Source organism: Thermophilibacter mediterraneus (assembly GCF_900119385.1).
Lineage (GTDB): Bacteria > Actinomycetota > Coriobacteriia > Coriobacteriales > Atopobiaceae > Thermophilibacter > Thermophilibacter mediterraneus.
In genome coordinates, this window is the sequence record NZ_FPKO01000007.1 from 436,090 (window position 1) to 453,100 (window position 17,011).

General features: G+C 71.9%; 12 protein-coding genes. 8 read left to right on the forward strand and 4 right to left on the reverse strand.

The window, feature by feature from the left end; translation table 11 throughout:
* Positions 1-5 precede the first annotated feature (5 nt).
* The 3 genes from BQ7106_RS01900 to BQ7106_RS01910 all read left to right on the forward strand — a co-directional run bounded on the left by BQ7106_RS01900 (position 6) and on the right by BQ7106_RS01910 (position 5,128).
* On the forward strand, positions 6-2,693 hold the full coding sequence (locus BQ7106_RS01900) for a valine--tRNA ligase (protein WP_072370364.1): 2,688 nt from the start codon (positions 6-8) through the stop codon (positions 2,691-2,693).
* 303 nt (positions 2,694-2,996) lie between these two features.
* Entirely contained in the window at positions 2,997-3,650 is a 654-nt protein-coding gene (locus BQ7106_RS01905) for an ABC transporter ATP-binding protein (RefSeq protein WP_072370368.1), read from the forward strand.
* Entirely contained in the window at positions 3,647-5,128 is a 1,482-nt protein-coding gene (locus BQ7106_RS01910; RefSeq protein ID WP_072370371.1) for a hypothetical protein, read from the forward strand. The genes BQ7106_RS01905 and BQ7106_RS01910 overlap by 4 nt, the downstream gene beginning before the upstream one ends.
* 4 nt (positions 5,129-5,132) lie before the next feature.
* Here the strand turns inward: BQ7106_RS01910 and BQ7106_RS01915 are convergent, their stop codons facing one another.
* On the reverse strand, positions 5,133-5,858 hold the full coding sequence (locus tag BQ7106_RS01915; RefSeq protein WP_072370374.1) for a tRNA threonylcarbamoyladenosine dehydratase: 726 nt from the start codon (positions 5,856-5,858) through the stop codon (positions 5,133-5,135).
* Positions 5,859-6,081: 223 nt separating this feature from the next.
* On the opposite strand from BQ7106_RS01915, the gene iorA reads away from it, so the two are divergent.
* Genes iorA through BQ7106_RS01930 form a run of 3 tightly spaced genes read left to right on the forward strand, consistent with a single transcriptional unit; the run spans position 6,082 to position 9,871 of the window.
* Positions 6,082-7,974, forward strand: coding sequence for an indolepyruvate ferredoxin oxidoreductase subunit alpha (gene iorA, locus BQ7106_RS01920; protein WP_072370377.1), 1,893 nt, complete (start codon positions 6,082-6,084; stop codon positions 7,972-7,974).
* A complete protein-coding gene (locus BQ7106_RS01925; protein WP_072370380.1) occupies positions 7,971-8,603 on the forward strand; it encodes a 2-oxoacid:acceptor oxidoreductase family protein in 633 nt (210 codons plus the stop codon). Before iorA ends, BQ7106_RS01925 begins: the two co-directional genes overlap by 4 nt.
* A gap of 32 nt (positions 8,604-8,635) precedes the next feature.
* On the forward strand, positions 8,636-9,871 hold the full coding sequence (locus BQ7106_RS01930; protein WP_072370383.1) for a phenylacetate--CoA ligase family protein: 1,236 nt from the start codon (positions 8,636-8,638) through the stop codon (positions 9,869-9,871).
* A 132-nt stretch (positions 9,872-10,003) separates the two neighbouring features.
* On the opposite strand, the gene BQ7106_RS01935 is transcribed toward BQ7106_RS01930, so the two are convergent.
* The 3 genes from BQ7106_RS01935 to BQ7106_RS01945 all read right to left on the reverse strand — a co-directional run bounded on the left by BQ7106_RS01935 (position 10,004) and on the right by BQ7106_RS01945 (position 14,025).
* The gene (locus tag BQ7106_RS01935; RefSeq protein ID WP_240307402.1) at positions 10,004-11,659 is read right to left on the reverse strand and encodes a UDP-glucose--hexose-1-phosphate uridylyltransferase; all 1,656 of its coding nucleotides are present in this window, start codon (positions 11,657-11,659) and stop codon (positions 10,004-10,006) included.
* On the reverse strand, positions 11,650-12,858 hold the full coding sequence (locus tag BQ7106_RS01940) for a galactokinase (RefSeq protein ID WP_072370390.1): 1,209 nt from the start codon (positions 12,856-12,858) through the stop codon (positions 11,650-11,652). Before BQ7106_RS01940 ends, BQ7106_RS01935 begins: the two co-directional genes overlap by 10 nt.
* An 87-nt stretch (positions 12,859-12,945) precedes the next feature.
* Positions 12,946-14,025 (reverse strand): aldose epimerase family protein, encoded by a 1,080-nt coding sequence (locus BQ7106_RS01945; protein ID WP_072370394.1) that lies wholly within the window; start codon positions 14,023-14,025, stop codon positions 12,946-12,948.
* Positions 14,026-14,177: 152 nt separating this feature from the next.
* Here BQ7106_RS01945 and BQ7106_RS01950 point away from each other — a divergent pair, with 152 nt between their 5' ends.
* Together BQ7106_RS01950 and BQ7106_RS01955 are read left to right on the forward strand one after the other, a co-directional pair.
* The gene (locus BQ7106_RS01950; protein ID WP_072370398.1) at positions 14,178-15,206 is read left to right on the forward strand and encodes a LacI family DNA-binding transcriptional regulator; all 1,029 of its coding nucleotides are present in this window, start codon (positions 14,178-14,180) and stop codon (positions 15,204-15,206) included.
* Between the two features lie 106 nt (positions 15,207-15,312).
* Positions 15,313-16,986, forward strand: a complete 1,674-nt coding sequence (locus BQ7106_RS01955) for a formate--tetrahydrofolate ligase (protein WP_072370401.1) — start codon at positions 15,313-15,315, stop codon at positions 16,984-16,986.
* Positions 16,987-17,011: the final 25 nt, after the last annotated feature.

A 17,011-nucleotide genomic window follows, 5' to 3' on the forward strand; every position in this document is an offset into this window, starting at 1 on the left:
ATGCCGTGGAAGAGATGCCCAAGACCTACGACCCCCAGACCGCAGAGCCCGAGCTCATCCAGAGGTGGATCGACGCCGGCTGCTACCAGCGCAGCAAGGGGGTGGGCGACTGCACCGTCGTCATCCCGCCGCCCAACGTGACGGGCATCCTGCACATGGGCCACGCGATGGACGACTCCATCCAGGACACCTACGTGCGCTACAGCCGCATGCGCGGGCGCTCCACGCGCTGGATCCTCGGCACCGACCACGCGGGCATCGCCACGCAGACCAAGGTCGACAAGAAGCTCAAGAGCGAGGGCGTGAGCCGCCTCGAGATCGGCCGTGAGAAGTTCCTCGACGCCTGCTGGGACTGGACGCGCGAGTACGGCGGCACCATCGTCTCCCAGATCAAGCGCATGGGCTGCTCGATCGACTTCTCCGACGAGAAGTTCACGATGAGCCCCGAGTTCTCCCGCGCCGTGCGCAAGGTCTTCTGCGACTGGTACCACGACGGCCTCATCTACCGCGGCAAGCGCATCGTCAACTGGTGCCCCTCCTGCTGCACCGCCATCTCCGACGACGAGGCCGAGTACAAGGACGAGAAGGGCCACCTCTGGTACCTGCGCTACCCGCTCGTGGAGCCGGTGGACGGCGTCGAGTACGTGACCGTGGCAACCACGCGCCCCGAGACCATGCTCGGCGACACGGGCGTGGCGGTCTCGCCGAGCGACCCCGAGAAGGCCAAGCTCGTGGGCGCCAAGGTCATGCTGCCCATCGTGAACCGCGAGATCCCCATCTTCTCCGACTGGCACGTCGACGCCGGCTTCGGCACGGGCTTCGTCAAGGTCACGCCCGCGCACGACCCCAACGACTACGCGATGGGCCAGGCCCACGACCTCGAGCAGATCAACATCTTCGACGAGCACGCCGTCGTCGTGGACGGCTACGGCGAGTTCTCCGGCATGAACCGCGACCAGTGCCGCGAGGCCGTGGTCGCGTGGTTCGAGGAGCACGGCCTGCTCGAGAAGGTCGAGGAGCTCGACCACTCCGTCATGCACTGCTACCGCTGCGACACCGCGCTTGAGCCCTGGCTCTCCGAGCAGTGGTTCGTTGCCGTGGACAAGCTCAAGGAGCGCGCCACCGAGGTCGTGAAGTCCGGCGAGGTGAAGTTCCACCCCGAGCGCTGGACCCAGACCTACCTCACCTGGATGGACAACCTCAAGGACTGGTGCATCTCGCGCCAGCTGTGGTGGGGCCACCGCATCCCGGTCTTCTACTGCGAGGACTGCGGCTGGGAGGACGCCCTCATGGAGGACGTGGACACGTGCCCCAAGTGCGGCGGCCACCACGTCCACCAGGACGAGGACGTGCTCGACACCTGGTTCAGCTCCCAGCTGTGGACCTTTGCCACGCAGGGCTGGCCCGACGACGCCTCCGAGCTCGCCGAGCACCACCCCACTAAGGTCCTCGTGACCGCGCGCGACATCATCGCCCTCTGGGTGGCCCGCATGATCATGAGCTCGCTGTACTTCACGGGCGAGGTGCCCTTCCACGACGTCTACATCTACGCCACGATCCTGGCCAAGGACGGCAGTCGCATGTCCAAGTCCAAGGGCAACGGCGTCGACCCGATGGAGCTCATGGAGAAGTACGGCGCCGACGCCATGCGCTACAACCTCCTCACGCTCATCACCAACAACCAGGACGTCAAGTTCGACGCCAACATCGACAAGAAGACCCACGAGCTTATTGACAGCCCGCGCACCGAGCAGGCCCGCGGCTTCGTGACCAAGATCTGGAACGCGAGCCGCTTCGTCCAGATGAACCTCGAGGGCTACGAGCCGGGCGCGCCCGCGGCGGTGACGCCCGAGGACGCCTGGATGCTCAGCCGCCTGGCCCGCGCCGTGGCGCGCGCCACCGAGCAGCTCGAGACCTACGCCTTCGGCGACTACGCGCGCGAGATCCAGAGCTTCTTCTGGGGCGACGTCTGCGACTGGTACATCGAGCTGTGCAAGGGCCGCCTGCTCGACGGGACGCCCGACGAGCGCCTCCAGGTCCAGCGCAACCTCGTCTTCGTGCTCGACGCCTGCATGCGGCTGCTCCACCCCGTGATGCCCTTCGTGACCGAGAGCGTCTGGGACGCGCTGCCCGCGAGCGGCCTCGACGACCACTCCGCGCAGTTCCTCATGGTCGCCGCCTGGCCCGAGCCCGAGCGCTTCTCCGAGTTCGTGAACGAGCGCGCCGAGCGCGACTTCGAGCTCGCCAAGCGCGTCATCTCCTGCGTGCGCTCCACGCGCGCCCGCTACCGCCTTTCGCCCCGCGCCGAGCTCGACGTGCTCGTGCGCTGTTCCGACGACGACGCGGCCGTGCTCGTCGGCCAGGAGGGTTTCGTGAGGAGCGTCGGCCACGTCGCCGCGTTCTCCGCCGGGTCCGACGTCGAGAAGGGCGAGGGCTGCGTGTCGGTCGCCGACGGGGCGCTCGAGATCTTCGTCCGCGTGGGCGACCTCGTGGACCTCGCTGCGGAGTCCGCGCGCCTCGCCAAGGAGCTCGCCCGTGCCGAGAAGGACCTCGCGGGCGTCGAGCGCACGCTTGCCAACGAGGGCTTCGTCGCCAAGGCTGCGCCGGCCGTCATCGAGAAGAAGCGCGCGCAGGCCGCTGAGCTCACGGCGACGATCGAGCAGCTCAAGGCGCAGATCGCCGACTTCTCGTAGGTCCGTACGCACCTGGGGGCGCCCGTCCTTCTCGCCGGCTCACTGCGCGTTGCGCAGAAGTCGCCGGCCGAGAAGGGCGGGCGCCCTGCGTTGTGGCCCTCGCTCGGGCTGGGGGGCGGGTCTGTAGGCGCGTGCCGACGGTTTTTGAGGGGAAAGTGTCGGCAAGCGCTTACGCGGTGGGGTCCGTAGGCGCGTACCGACACTTCTGGCCGGGAACGTGTCGGCATGCGCCTACAAGGAGGTCGGCTTGGAGCTGGGCGGCGGTGGTGATATGCTGCCTCGCATCGCGAGGGGAGGGGGCGCATGGGCGCTGCACTTGAGGTTCGCGACCTTAGCTTCGGATACGGGGACGTGCCCGTCTGGGAGGACGTGTCGTTCTCGCTCGCGCCCGGGCAGGTGGCGTTTCTCGTCGGTCCGAACGGGGCGGGGAAGTCGACGCTCTTCCGCTGCCTGGCGGGCTGGCTCGCGCCGCGCGAGGGCGAGATACGCCTCCTGGGCAGCCCCTTCACCGGCCGCACGCGCCTGGAGCCGGGCACGCTCTCCTTCGTGCCCGACGTGCCCACCTTCTACGACGACCTCACGGCCATCGAGCACGTCGAGCTCATCCTCGCCGCAAACCGCGCCGACGAGGCCCGCCCGCGCGCCGAGCAGCTCCTCGAGCGCTTTGGGCTTGCGGGTCGCGAGCGCCTCCTTCCCTCCGCGTACTCGCGCGGCATGAGGGAGAAGCTCGCGCTCGTGCTCGCCCTCGCGCTGCGCCCGCGCGTGCTCCTGCTCGACGAGCCCCACGGACCGCTCGACCACGAGGCCTCGCTCGTGCTCTCCGGGGAGCTCGCCGCGGCGGCCTCCGAGGGCACGGCCGTGCTGCTGAGCTGCCATCACGACGTTCCCGGCCTCAATCCGGACCTCACGCTCGAGCTCGCTGACGGGACCCTCCGCCCGGCCGGGGGCCTGGGGTGAGCGCCCGCGGCCCCCTGGGGCTCCTCGCCCGGCTCGAACTGCGCCACGCAAGAAGCGACCTGCGCTTCCTGCTGTTCGCCGCGGGCGCCGACATCGACGAGGACCGCGGCTTTCTCGAGCGCGCCTACCAGCTCTACCTGCTGGCGATCGCCGCCGTGGTGGTTGCGCTCTCGTGGGCTCAGGTCGTCTCCCTCGTGGAGGGCGCGCGCGACGCCCTCGGCTCGGTCGCGGGCGCGCTCTCGATGCTCCTTCTCGCCCTCGTTCCTGCGTCGGCGCTCGCCGCTTGGTCGCTCCTCGCCCTGCGCGAGACCCCGCTGCGCCTCGCCGGCCCCGACATCGCCTGGCTCTCCCGCGTCGCGAGCCCGCGCGACCTGCTCGCCGTCCAGCTCGTCCGGGGACTCGTCGCCGCCTGTGCGGCGGGCGCGCTGGGGTCCTACCTCCTCGGCGTGCTCGCGCTCGCCCCGAGCCGGCTCGCCTGGGCGGCGCTCGGCGCGACCGTGATGCCCGCCGTCCGCCTGCTCGGCACCCTCGCCGGCCTGGCGAGAAGCGCCGCGCCACGCCGTCGCCGCCTCGCGGTCACGCTCGCCTCCGGCGCCCTTGCCGCGCTGGCGTCCGTCGCCCTGCTCGCCTTCCTGCCGACGCTCGTCTTTCTGGCGGGCGTCGCCCTCGCGCCCGCGGCGCTCGTCCTCGGCGTCGTCCTGTTCGCCGCCGCGCTCAGGCTCGCGTCGCGCGCCGACATGGCCTTCGTCGTCGACGACAACGAGCTCTATGCGGCGCGCCGGTCGCTGCGCTTTCTCTCCCTCGTCAACTCCGGCGCCTATCGGGAGGCGTGCCGGCGCCGCCGCCTGGCGCATCACCCCCGGGCGAGAAGGACCTGGCACTTCTGGCACGGTCCCGCGGCGGCCGTCTCCCACGCCCTCGCGAGCCTAGCGCGCCACCCCTCGGCGCTGCTGGGGATCCTGTCGTGGGGGGCGCTTATGGTCCCGATGGGGGCGCTGCTCATCGAGGCGCGCGCCAGCGCGGGCGTGCTGCTCTCGTGGTACCTCTGCGCGACGCTCGCCCTGCGCGAGCCGTGCCCGCTCGCCCACGTCTTCCGGGAGGACTGCCGAAACCGCCTCGTCCGTGCGCAGCTGCCCATGGGGACGCTCCAGCTCCTCGCGCTCGACTCGCTGCCCGCGCTCGTGGTGGCGCTGGCCGCCTCGGCGGCGGGCGTCGCCCTGGCGACCCCCGCGCTCGGGACCGCGCCCGCGGCGCCGACCGTCCTGCTCGCCTGGGCGCTCATCGTGGCCCTCACGCTCAGCGCGGCCTTCGACGACCCGCGTCGTGCGCGGGGCTCGGGCTCGCTTCGGGCGACGGGCTTCGTGTGCGGCGCGCTGTCCCTGTTCGCCGTCGGGCTCGCGGGACTGCTCGGCATCCTCCCGGCGCTTGCGTGCGCGCTGGTGGTGGACGTCCTTCTCGCCTGCGCCCTGCGCGACTGACGCCCTACGCCCAGCCCAGGAGGTCGCGGATGGCGCGGCTCGCGAGCATCTGCCCCATGATGGGCGGCAGGTAGCTCATCGTGCCCAGGAGCGACCCCTCGCGCATCCAGCGCTCGTCGGAGATCGCCTCCATGCGCACGGGCTCCTCGTCGGAGAACAGCACGCACAGGCCGCGGATGCCGCGGCGGCGGCACTCCTTGCGCATCACGCGCGCGAGCGGGCAGTTGACGGTGTCCTCGATGCGGGCGAAGCGCAGCCGGCACGGGTCGAGCTTGTTGGCGCCGCCCATCGCGGAGAGCTCCGGGACGCCGCGCTCCTGGCACCAGGCCGCCAGGCGCAGCTTCTGGGCGACGGTGTCGATGGCGTCGATCACGTAGTCGAGGGGTCCGAGGGCGTCCATCTGCTCGGGCAGCGCGTCCTTGTCGAGAAACGCGGTCACGGCGACGACGTCGGCGGCGGGGTTGATGTCGAGCGCCATGGCGCGCATGACCTCGGCCTTGGGGCGACCTATGGTGCTCGTGAACGCGAGCGCCTGGCGGTTGATGTTGCTCGGCGCCACGACGTCGCGGTCGAGCAGCACGAGGTGCCCCACGCCGCCGCGGGCGAGCGCCTCCGCGCACGACGACCCCACGCCGCCGAGCCCGATCACCGCCACGCGCGACGACGCGAGCCGCGCGAGCCCCTCGTCGCCGATCACCAACCTCAGCCTGTCCGTTGCCGTCTCCGCCACGGTGCCTCCGCCCCTCTCGCCCTGCCATGCCGCCCAAGAGTGTACGACACGCGGGCGGGGCGCCTGCCCCGAGCCCTTCGCACGCCCCGGCGAGAAGAACCGTGCGTTTCGCTCGGGCTGGCGCCTTCCGCGCCGCTCGAGCGGCCCTTCGTTACCGGTTCGCGACGCCTCGCCCGCCCGCGCCCGCGCTCTGGTAGAGTGCAGCGCAACGAAGGGGGGCGCCATGCACAGAGAGTTCCTGATGGGAAACGAGGCCATGGCCCTCGGCGCGCTCGCCGCGGGCGTGGGGGTCGTCGCGGGGTACCCCGGCACGCCGTCGACGGAGGTCCTCGAGACCGTCGCGCGCCGTCGCGCCGAGGGTACCTACGTGGAGTGGTCGGTCAACGAGAAGGCGGCGCTCGAGGTCGCCGCCGGTGCCGCCTACGCGGGGGCACGCGCGCTCGTCACCATGAAGCAGGTTGGGCTCAACGTGGCCTCCGACCCGCTCATGAGCCTCTCCTACATAGGCGTCAAGGGCGGCATGGTCGTGCTCGTGGCCGACGACCCCGGCCCCATCTCCTCGCAGACCGAGCAGGACACCCGCACCTTTGCCGCCTATGCCAAGCTCCCCATCCTCGACCCGTCAGACCCGCAGGAGGCCTACGAGATGATGGTCGAGGCCTTCGACCTCTCCGAGGAGCTCGGCTGCCCCGTGCTGCTGCGACCGACCACGCGCGTGGACCACGGCTACGCCGACGTGCTCGTGGCCGACCCGGGCGAGTGGCGCTCGGTCGACCCCGAGGGCTTCGTGCGCGACCCGGGTCGCTGGGTCATCTTCCCCGCGCTCTCCGTGCGCGCCCACGCCGCCATCGAGCGGCGCGACGCCGAGCTCGCCGCGCGCCTCTCCAGCTACGCGAGAAACACGGTGACGCAGACGGCCGGACCGGACGCCCGCCCGCGCCGCGGCATCGCCACCCATGGCATCAGCGCCACCTACGTGGCCGAGAACCTCGGCGAGGGGGACGACGTCCGCGTCCTGCGCGTGGCGACGCCGCACCCGTTCCCCGAGGACCTCGCCGCCGACTTTCTCGACGGCCTCGACGAGGTCCTCTGCGTCGAGGAGCTCGACCCGGTGATCGAGCGCGCGCTCGTCGCCACCTGCGGGCGGCGCGGCCTGCGGGTCACGATTCGCGGCAAGCTCAGCGGCGACGTCCAGCCGTCGGGCGAGAACACCGTCGAGAGCGTGGGCGCGGCGCTCGACGCGTTTCTCGGCCGCGACGCGCGCGTGCCCAAGCCGGACGGTCCTTCTCCGCGCGCAGTTCTGCAGGCCGAAGGCCAAAGCTGCTTGAGCACGGAGAAGGACCGGCCGGTCCCGCCCACGCTCCCCATCCGCCCGCCCGTCCTCTGCGCCGGCTGCCCGCACCGCGCGAGCTTCTATGCCGTCAAGAGGGCCATGCGCGGCCGCAAGACGCTCTTCTGTGGCGACATCGGCTGCTACACGCTCGGCAACGCCGCGCCGCTCGACATGGTGGACACGTGCCTGTGCATGGGGGCGGGCATCAACATCGCGCAGGGCGTCACGCGCGTCGAGCCGGACACCGCGGCCTTCGCGTTCGTGGGCGACTCGACGTTTTTCGCCTCAGGGATCACCGGCGTCGTGAACGCCTTCTACAACCAGGCGAGCATGACGCTCGTGGTGCTGGACAACTCGACCACCGCCATGACGGGCCACCAGCCGCACCCCGGCACCGGTCGCACGATGATGGGCCAGGTCGTGGAGAAGGTCTCGATCGAGCGCGTCCTTCTTGCCATCGGGCTCACGGTGGTGGAGACCGTGGACCCGCTCGATCACGAGCGCGCCGTCGAGACCGTGCGCCGCGTGGCCGACGAGCCGGGCGTCAAGGCCATCATCTTCCGGAGCCCGTGCGTGGTGCTCGCCCGTCCGCAGGCGAGAAGCACCGTGGACGCCGAGAGGTGCGTGGGCTGCCAGCGGTGCGTTCGCGAGCTCGGCTGCCCCGCCCTCGTGCCGGACGCGGCGAGCGGCAAGGTCCGCATCGACGCCGCGCAGTGCACGGGCTGCACGCTGTGCGAGCAGGTCTGTCCCACGAACGCCATCTCGGGAGGTGAGCGCCTGTGAGCGAGACCGCCAGGAGCACGGACATCATCCTTGCCGGCGTGGGCGGCCAGGGGGCCGTCCTCGCGTCGAAGCTGCTCGCCCGCGCCGCCATGGGGCGCGGCCTTCCCGTCAGGACCGCCGAGACCATCGGCATGGCCCAGCGCGGGGGCTCCGTGTTCAGCCACGTGAGGCTGGGGGAGGGGGCGCGCTCCCCGCTCATCGGGCGCGGGCGCGCGGACGCGATCGTGGCCTTCGAGCCCGCTGAGGCCGTTCGCCAGCTGCCGTTCCTGCGGCCGGGCGGCATGGTCGTCACGAGCGACGCCCCGGTGGTCCCGGTCTCCGCGGCCACGGGAGGCCCCGCCTACGACCTGCCCGCCATCATGGGCTACCTGCGCGAGCGCGTTGGCGCGGGGAGCCTCGCGGTCGTTGACGCCGCGGCCGCGGAGGCGGAGCTCGGCACCGCGCGCGTGCTCAACGTCGTCCTCCTGGGCGCCGCGGCTCGCGCCGGCGCCCTTGGCCCCGTCACCGTGGACGACCTCGAGGCCGCCGTCCGCGCCACCGTCTCGCCCCGCTTCCTCGACCTCGACCTTCTCGCCCTGCACCGTGCAAAGGGGACAGTCACTTTTGCACGGGCAGGCGTGCAAAAGTGACTGTCCCCTTTGCACGGTGAAAGGAGCCCCGCATGAAGATCAGCGAGTCCCAGCTCAAGCTCGTGAACGACCAGGTCCGGCGCCTCGTCGCGTCCGACAACTACTTCGGTCGGCGCCTCCGGGAGGCGGGCGTCACCGAGGTCCGGACCGAGGCGGACTTCCTCGCGCTGCCCTTCTCGGAGAAGGAGGACCTGCGAAACTGCTACCCGCTCGGGGTCAGCGCCGTCGACGAGCGCGAGATCGTGCGCATCCACTCGAGCTCGGGCACCACGGGCACGCCCGTGATCATCCCCTACACGGCACGCGACGTCGAGGACTGGGCCGTGCAGTTCGCGCGGTGCTACGAGCTCGCCGGCATCACCTCCGAGGACCGCATCCAGATCACGCCGGGCTACGGCCTCTGGACGGCGGGCATCGGGTTTCAGGCGGGCGCCGAGAAGCTCGGCGCGATGGCGGTGCCCATGGGCCCCGGCAACACCGAGAAGCAGCTCCAGTTCATGGTCGACCTCCAGACCACCGTGATCGGCGCCACGTCGAGCTATGCGCTGCTGCTGGCCGAGGAGGTCGAGCGGCGCGGGATGCTCGACCGGATCGCGCTGCGCAAGGGCGTCATTGGCTCCGAGCGCTGGGGCAGGAAGATGCGCGAGCGCGTGAAGGAGGGCCTCGGCATCCAGGTCTACGACATCTACGGCCTCACCGAGGTCTACGGCCCGGGCATCGGCATCTCCTGCGACGCCGAGGACGGCATGCACTACTGGGACGACTTAATCTACATAGAGATCGTCGACCCCGCCACGGGCGTGCCGCTGCCCGACGGCGAGTGGGGCGAGATCGTGATCACCACGCTCGTGAAGGAGGGCGCGCCCCTCATCCGCTTCCGGACGCACGACCTCAGCCGGATCATCCCGGGTCCGTGTCCCTGCGGCTGCGGCTTCCCGCGCATCGACTCGCTCCAGGGCCGCTCCGACGACATGGTCAAGATCAAGGGCGTCAACGTCTTCCCGCGCCAGATCGAGGAGGTGCTCCAGGAGTACCCGCAGCTCTCGAGCGAGTACCAGATCCGCATCTCCCACCTCGAGGGGCGCGACACCATGCGCATCTACGTGGAGACGGACGGCACGCAGGACTTCCTCGAGCTCGCGGACGAGGTGGCGCACGAGGTGAAGCGGCGCATCGGCTTCACGCCGCTCGTGAAGGTCGTCGAGCTCGGCGTCCTGCCGAGGAGCGAGAAGAAGACGCGGCGCGTCTTCGACGAGCGCTACGAGTAGGTCCCGTCGCGGCGCCCGCGGCTCGCGCCGGGCGGGCGGGACGCGCCGGGACCCGCGCACGAGGGCCGCCCGCGACCGATGTCGTCGCGGGCGGCCCCGGGGTTGACGCTATGACGTGACGCCAGTGCCACGTCACAGGCTCTCGACGAAGCGGTCGCGGGCGGCGACGCCCGCCTCGTCCCACTTGAAGACGCCGGCGTCCTCGAGCACGTGGCCGAAGACCTCGCCGACCTCGTCGCGCAGGATGCGCTCGGCCCCGTCCTCGGTGAGCTCGTCGCGACGGCGCTCGTAGACGTCCTCGGCCCAGGCGGCGTGGCTCGCGCAGAGCGGGTCGGCGTCGAGCGCGGCGCGCACGGCGTCGGCGTCGGCGCCGGCGGAGACGCCCTCGAGCAGGTGCGCGCGAACGGCGCCGAGCTCGCCCACGAGGCGCGGCGGGAGGATGGCCAGGCCCATGACCTCGATCAGTCCGATGTTCTCCTTCTTGATGTGGTGGTACTCCGCGTGCGGGTGGAACACGCCGAGCGGGTGCTCCTCGCTCGTGACGTTGCAGCGCAGCGCGAGGTACGCCTCGTAGCGGTCGCCGCCCACGTTGCCCTCGGCGTCGACGCGGCGCACGACGGGCGTGACGGTGTTGTGGCGCGTGCCGTCCGCGTCGAGCGCGACCACGCCCACGGACTCGTCGGTCCAGGCGCGCCACGCGTCGATGACGTGCACGGCGGCGGCGAGCAGCTCGTTGCGGCTCGCGCTGCGCAGGCGCAGCACGGAGAGCGGCCAGGCGAGCACGGCGCCCTCGACGCCCGGGAAGGCATCCATGGCAAAGGTCCCCGCGACCTCGGCGCGCATCATCGGGAACTCGTGGGCGCCGCCCTGGAAGTGGTCGTGCGAGAGGATCGAGCCCCCCACGATGGGCAGGTCGGCGTTGGAGCCGATGAAGTAGTGGGGGAGCAGGTCGACGAAGTCGAGCAGGCAGCGCAGGGCCTTCTCGTCGATGTGCATCGGACGGTGGTGCGAGCTCATGGCGATGCTGTGCTCGTTGAAGTAGGCGTACGGGCTGTACTGCAGGCCCCAGCGCTCGCCGTCGAGCTCGATCGGGATGATGCGCAGGTTCTGGCGGGCGGGGTGCTCGCCGCCGGCCATGGCCGCGCCGCGACCGGGGTAGCCCTCGTTCTCGATGCAGAGCTGGCAGGCGGGGTACTTCTCGCCCGTGGCCTTGGCCGCGCCCGCGGCGGCGATGTCGCGCGGGTCCTTCTCGGGCTTGGAGAGGTTGATCGTGATCTCGAGGTTGCCCCAGCGGGTGGGGGAGCTCCACTGGACGTTGCGGGCGATGGCCGCGCGGCGCACGTAGCCGGCGTCGCAGCAGACGCCGTAGAACCAGTCGGTGGCGTCCTTGGCCCGACCCTCGGAAAGAAGCGAGAAGAACCGCGCCGCCGTCTCGGAGGGGCGGGGCATGAGGGTGCCCATCACCTGCATGGAGACGCGGTCGCGCCCGCCCGCGGTGTCCTCGACGCGGCCGTTCGCCGCGGCGACGTCGGCGAGCGCCGCGAGCGTGGCCTCAAGGTCGAGCTCGGCGAGCGCCTCGCGCTCCGCGTCGTTGGCGGGCTCCTCCGCGAGCACCCAGGACTCGTCGGGGCCGGGGCCCGTGGCGCCGAGCGCCTCGAGCGTGGCGTTGTAGGACCACACGCGGTCGCCCCAGGGGACGAGCCCGCGCGCCGCGGCGTAGTCGACGAGGCCCTGGAGGCAGCCGCGCAGGCCCTCGGGCGTGAGCTCGTCCGTCATCTCTACAGCCATTCCGCGTGCGCCCCCTTCTCGGCGATCTGGTAGTGGACGCAGGCGCCGTCGCCGAGCCAGGCGTTCATCTGCGCGGTGAAGTCGTCGACCATGTCGAGCGGCACGAAGCACTGGATGGACCCACCGAAGCCGCCGCCGTGGATGCGCGCGGCGCCGTGGCCGTCGAGGATGCGCTCGGCGAGGCCGAGGGCGAGCATGGCCGGCTGGAACGAGCCGCCGGTCGAGACGTTCTGGAGGAACATCGCCGAGCTCGCGCCCGACGCGCGGGTGAGCTCGAGGAAGCGGTCGACGTCGCCGGCGCGCAGGGCGTCCCAGCGCGCGTCGACGAGCTCGTTCTCGCGCCAGTAGTGGATGGCGCGCAGGATGGCGCGGTCGCCGAGCCTCTCGCGCAGCTCGGGGATGCGCGCGTCGAACTCGGAGGGGTCGACCTCGCAGAGGCGCTCGCGGCCGAACTCGCGGGCGACCTGCTGCATCTCGACGGGCACCGCCGCGTAGTCATCGGTGAAGGGGGCGTGGTCGCAGCCGACGTCGACGAGGCAGAGCGCGTAGCCCGCCGCGTCGAAGTCGAGCTCGAGCTTGGCCGTGCGGGGCTCGGAGGCGTCCTCGAAGTCCATGAACGCCAGGCCGCCCAGGCACACGGCCGCCTGGTCCATGAGGCCGCAGGGCTTGCCGAAGTAGCGGTTCTCGGCGAGCTGGCCCATCTTGGCGAGCTCGACGGGGCTCACCTCGGGGCCCTCCCAGAGCGCCTCCATCACGCGGCCGAGAGCCGCCTCGACGGCAGCCGAGCTCGAGAGGCCGCCGCCGGAGGGGATGTCGCTCGTCATGGCGAGGTCGAAGCCCGCGGGCGTGCGCCCGGTTCCGGCCATGCACGCAGCCATGCCGCGCACGAGGCCTGCGGTGGTGACGCGCTCGTCCTCGCGCGCCTCGAGGCTGTCGAGCGAGATCTCGAAGGTGGGGTAGCCGGCGCTCGCCACGCGCACGCGGTCGGTGCCGTTCGCGGCGGCGACGCCGTCGATCGCGACGTTCAGCGCGCCCGCGATGACGTGGCCCCCCTCGTGGTCGGTGTGGTTGCCGGAGATCTCCGACCGGGCGGGAGCGTGGACCCCGAGGAGCGGCCCGTGGGCCGCCTCCCCGAACTCGCGCTCGAAGAGCTCCCGTGCCGTCGCGGCCGGGGCCCCCTGTGCTGCTTCGCTTGCCATGCTGCTCCTTTCGTCGAGCCCCGTGAGGGGCGCTTGCTCGTGGGGCGGCGGGCGCGGCGCGCCCGCCGAAGGGGGGACGTCGGGGCGCTATCGCGCGACCGAGAAGCGGTAGACGATGGTCGAGGCGTAGGGCGCGCCGGGCCCGCAGACGCTCTGGGGCCAGTCGCCGTGGTGCACGCAGTCGGGGTAGAACTCGGGCTCGAACGCGAACCCGCTGCGCGGTGCGTACGCGGCGCCGCCCTTGGCGTCGCGGTCGTCGAGCCAGTTGCCGGTGTAGAGGTGCGCGCCCGGGGCGGTGACGAGGACGTCGAGCGACCGGCCGCTCGCGGGGTCAACCGCGCGCAGGGCGTGGCGGGGCGACCCGGCACCCTCCCAGCCGCGCACGCAGAGGCAGTGGTCGTAGCCCCGGGCGATGCGAATCTGCTCGTCGTCGGCGTCGATGCGCTCGCCGAGCGCGCGGGGCTCGCGGAAGTCGAAGGGCGTTCCGTCGACGGGGCGCACCTCGCCGGCGGAGACGCAGTCGTCCCGCAGCGGCAGGAAGCCGTCGGCGTCGACGCTCACGAGCGTGCCGAGGACGTCGCCGGAGTCGTGGCCGGAGAGGTTGAAGTAGCTGTGGTTGGTCATGTTCACGTACGTGGGCGCGTCGGACTCGCACCCGTACGTGACCGTGAGCTCGATCGAGCCGTCCGCGCCGTCCGCGAGCTCGAAGCGCGCGGTGAAGGCGCGGTTTCCGGGCAGGCCGAGCTCCCCGTCGGCGAGCGAGCAGGTCATGGTGACGGCGTTTCTCCCCTCGTCGGCGACCGCGGACCACAGGCGCTTGTGCAGGCCCCGGTCGAGGTCGCTGTGGAGGTTGTTGGCGCGGTCCGGGCCGTCGTTGCCGGCGAGCCGGTAGGTCGTCCCGTCGATCGGGACCTCCGCGCGGTCGGTGCGGTTGGCAACGGGGCCGATGGTGCCGCCGTAGCAGGCGCCGTTGGGGCCCGCGTACCCGCTCACGTCGGCGAAGCCGAGCGCGACGTCGGAGACGGAGCCCCGCGCGTCGGGCACGTCGACGCCGACGACCGTGGCCCCGAAGTCGCTCACGCGCACGCGGGCGGCTCCCTCCGCGAGCTCGAAGACGCGCGCCTCCGCGCCGTCCGGGGTGGTTCCGAACGAGGTGATCTCGATCACGGTGCTCCCTCCGTCGAGGCCCATGGGCGGGGAAGAGGCCGCCCCTAAGGCAATGTTAACGTACTCATGACGCGCCGGCGCGAGAACGTCGGCTTTCCCGCCATCGGTTAGAATTGGGCTGCAAACGGTCGGCTTGGCAGGGGGAGAAGGACATGGCGGGCTCTGGCGGGGCGCGGGGGCGCTCGGGCGCGGTATCGATGGCCCGGGTCGCGCAGGTGGCGGGCGTCTCGCAGCAGACGGTCTCGCGGGTCGCCAACGGGCTCCCCAACGTGAGCGAGGACACGCGGCGGCGCGTCCTTCTCGCCATGGAGGAGCTCGGCTTCAGGCCCAACTTCGCCGGGAAGTCCCTGCGCAGCGGGCGCTACAACTCGGTCGGCCTCTGCCTGTACAACGTCGAGCAGTTCGGCAACCTCGTCACGATCAAGGGCATCCTCTCCGCGGCGGGGGCGGTGGGCTGCGCGGTCACCACGGTCGAGATGGACGAGCGCGCGCCGCTCTCGCTCGCCGAGGCCACGCGCAGGATGGTGGGCCTGCCCATCGACGCGCTCATCATCAGCATGAGCCTGCTCGCGGAGGACTTCATGGCCTTCCAGCCCCAGCCCGGCCTCAGCACGGTGCTGCTCACGATGCGCGAGCACCCGCTGTGCCCGACGGTCGACTCCGACCAGTACGGCTGCTCGACGCTCGTGATGGACCACCTCACGGCGCACGGGCACCGCGAGATACGCCACGTCGGGGGGCCCACGGGAAACGTCGACGCGAGCTTCCGCGAGCGGGGGTGGCGCGACGCCCTCGCGTCGCGCGGGATCGAGCCGACCGAGCCGCTCCGCGGCGACTGGACGGCGGACAGCGGCTACGAGGCGGGCGCGGCGCTCGCGCGCGACGCCTCCATGACGGCGGTCTACGCGGCGAACGACCAGATGGCGGTCGGCGTCGTCGAGGCTCTGCGCGACGCGGGGCGCCGGGTGCCCGAGGACGTGAGCGTGGTGGGGGTCGACGACTCCCTGCGCGGCACGATCCCGCACGTGGGGCTCACCACGGTCCGCTTCGACCTGGCGCGCCGCGGCGAGGTCGCGGTGGAGCTGGCGCTGCGCGGGACGGAGCCGGGCCAGCGGCCGCGCGCCGTCCGCATCGCGCCGACGCTCGTGGAGCGCCGCTCCGTCGCCGACGCGCGGGCCTGAGGGCGCGCCCGCTCCCGCGGCGCGGTCGCGCGAGCGCCCCGCCGCGTCGCGCTATAGTAGAGGTTCCGGCGGGACCGCCGGGCGGACAACGACGAAGGGGACGGTCATGGCAGAGTACAAGTCGGACATCCAGATCGCGCAGGAGGCGACGATGCTTCCCATCGCCGAGGTCGCGGCGCGCGCGGGCCTCACGGAGGACATGCTCGAGCCCTACGGCCGCACCAAGGCGAAGGTTGACATCCACTCGCTGGCGGACCGCCCCATGCGCGGCAGGCTCGTCCTCGTGACGGCCATCAACCCCACGCCCGCCGGCGAGGGCAAGACCACCACCTCGGTGGGCCTGGCCGACGCCATGAACCGCATGGGGCACCAGACCATGCTCTGCCTGCGCGAGCCCTCGCTCGGCCCCGTCTTCGGCATCAAGGGAGGGGCCGCGGGCGGCGGGTACGCCCAGGTCGTGCCCATGGAGGACATCAACCTCCACTTCACCGGCGACTTCCACGCCATCGGCGCCGCCAACAACCTCTGCGCCGCCATGCTCGACAACCACATCAAGCAGGGCAACGCGCTCGGCATCGACCCGCGCCGCATCGTGTGGAAGCGCTGCGTCGACATGAACGACCGCCAGCTGCGCAACGTGGTCGACGGCCTGGGCGGCGTCGCCGACGGCACGCCGCGCGAGGACGGCTTCGACATCACGGTCGCGTCCGAGGTCATGGCCGTGTTCTGCCTCGCCACCGACCTGGCCGACCTCAAGGCCCGCCTCGCGCGCATGGTGATCGCCTACACCTACGACCGCAGGCCGGTCACCGTCGCCGACATCCACGCCGAGGGCGCCATGACGGCGCTGCTCAAGGACGCCATCAAGCCCAACCTCGTGCAGACGCTCGAGGGCAACCCCGCCTTCGTGCACGGCGGCCCGTTCGCCAACATCGCCCACGGGTGCAACTCGGTCATGGCCACCACCACGGCGCTGCGCCTCGCCGACTACGTGGTGACCGAGGCCGGCTTCGGCGCCGACCTGGGCGCCGAGAAGTTCCTCGACATCAAGTGCCGCGCCACGGGCCTCGCGCCGAGCGCGGTGGTCCTCGTCGCGACCGTGCGCGCCCTCAAGTACAACGGGGGCGTGCCCAAGGCCGAGCTCACGACCGAGAACCTCGAGGCGCTCGAGGCGGGCCTGCCCAACCTGCTGCGCCACGTGTCCAACATCAAGGACGTCTGGGGCCTGCCCGTGGTCGTCGCGATCAACGCCTTCCCGACGGACACCGCCGCCGAGCTCGAGCTCGTCGAGCGCCGCGTGCGCGAGCTCGGCGTCAACGTGGCCCTCTCCGAGGTCTGGGCCAGGGGCGGCGAGGGCGGCGAGGCGCTCGCCCGCGAGGTCGTGCGCCTGTGCGAGGAGCCCTCTGACTTCCGCTACGCCTACGAGCTCGACGGCACCATCGCCGAGAAGGTCGAGGCCATCGCGACGCGCGTCTACCACGCCGACGGCGTCGACTTCACCGCGCCGGCGCGCCGCCAGCTCGCCCAGCTCGAGGAGCAGGGCTTCGGCGGCCTGCCCGTGTGCATGGCGAAGACCCAGTACTCCTTCACCGACGACCAGACCAGGCTCGGAGCGCCCGAGGGGTTCCGCATCACGGTGCGCAACCTGCGCGTCTCCGCCGGCGCCGGCTTCGTGGTCGCGCTCACGGGCGACATCATGACCATGCCGGGCCTGCCCAAGGTCCCCGCCGCCGAGAAGATCGACGTCACCCCCGACGGCCGCATCGTCGGCCTGTTCTAGCGCGCAGCCGCCGGGGCGAGTCGGC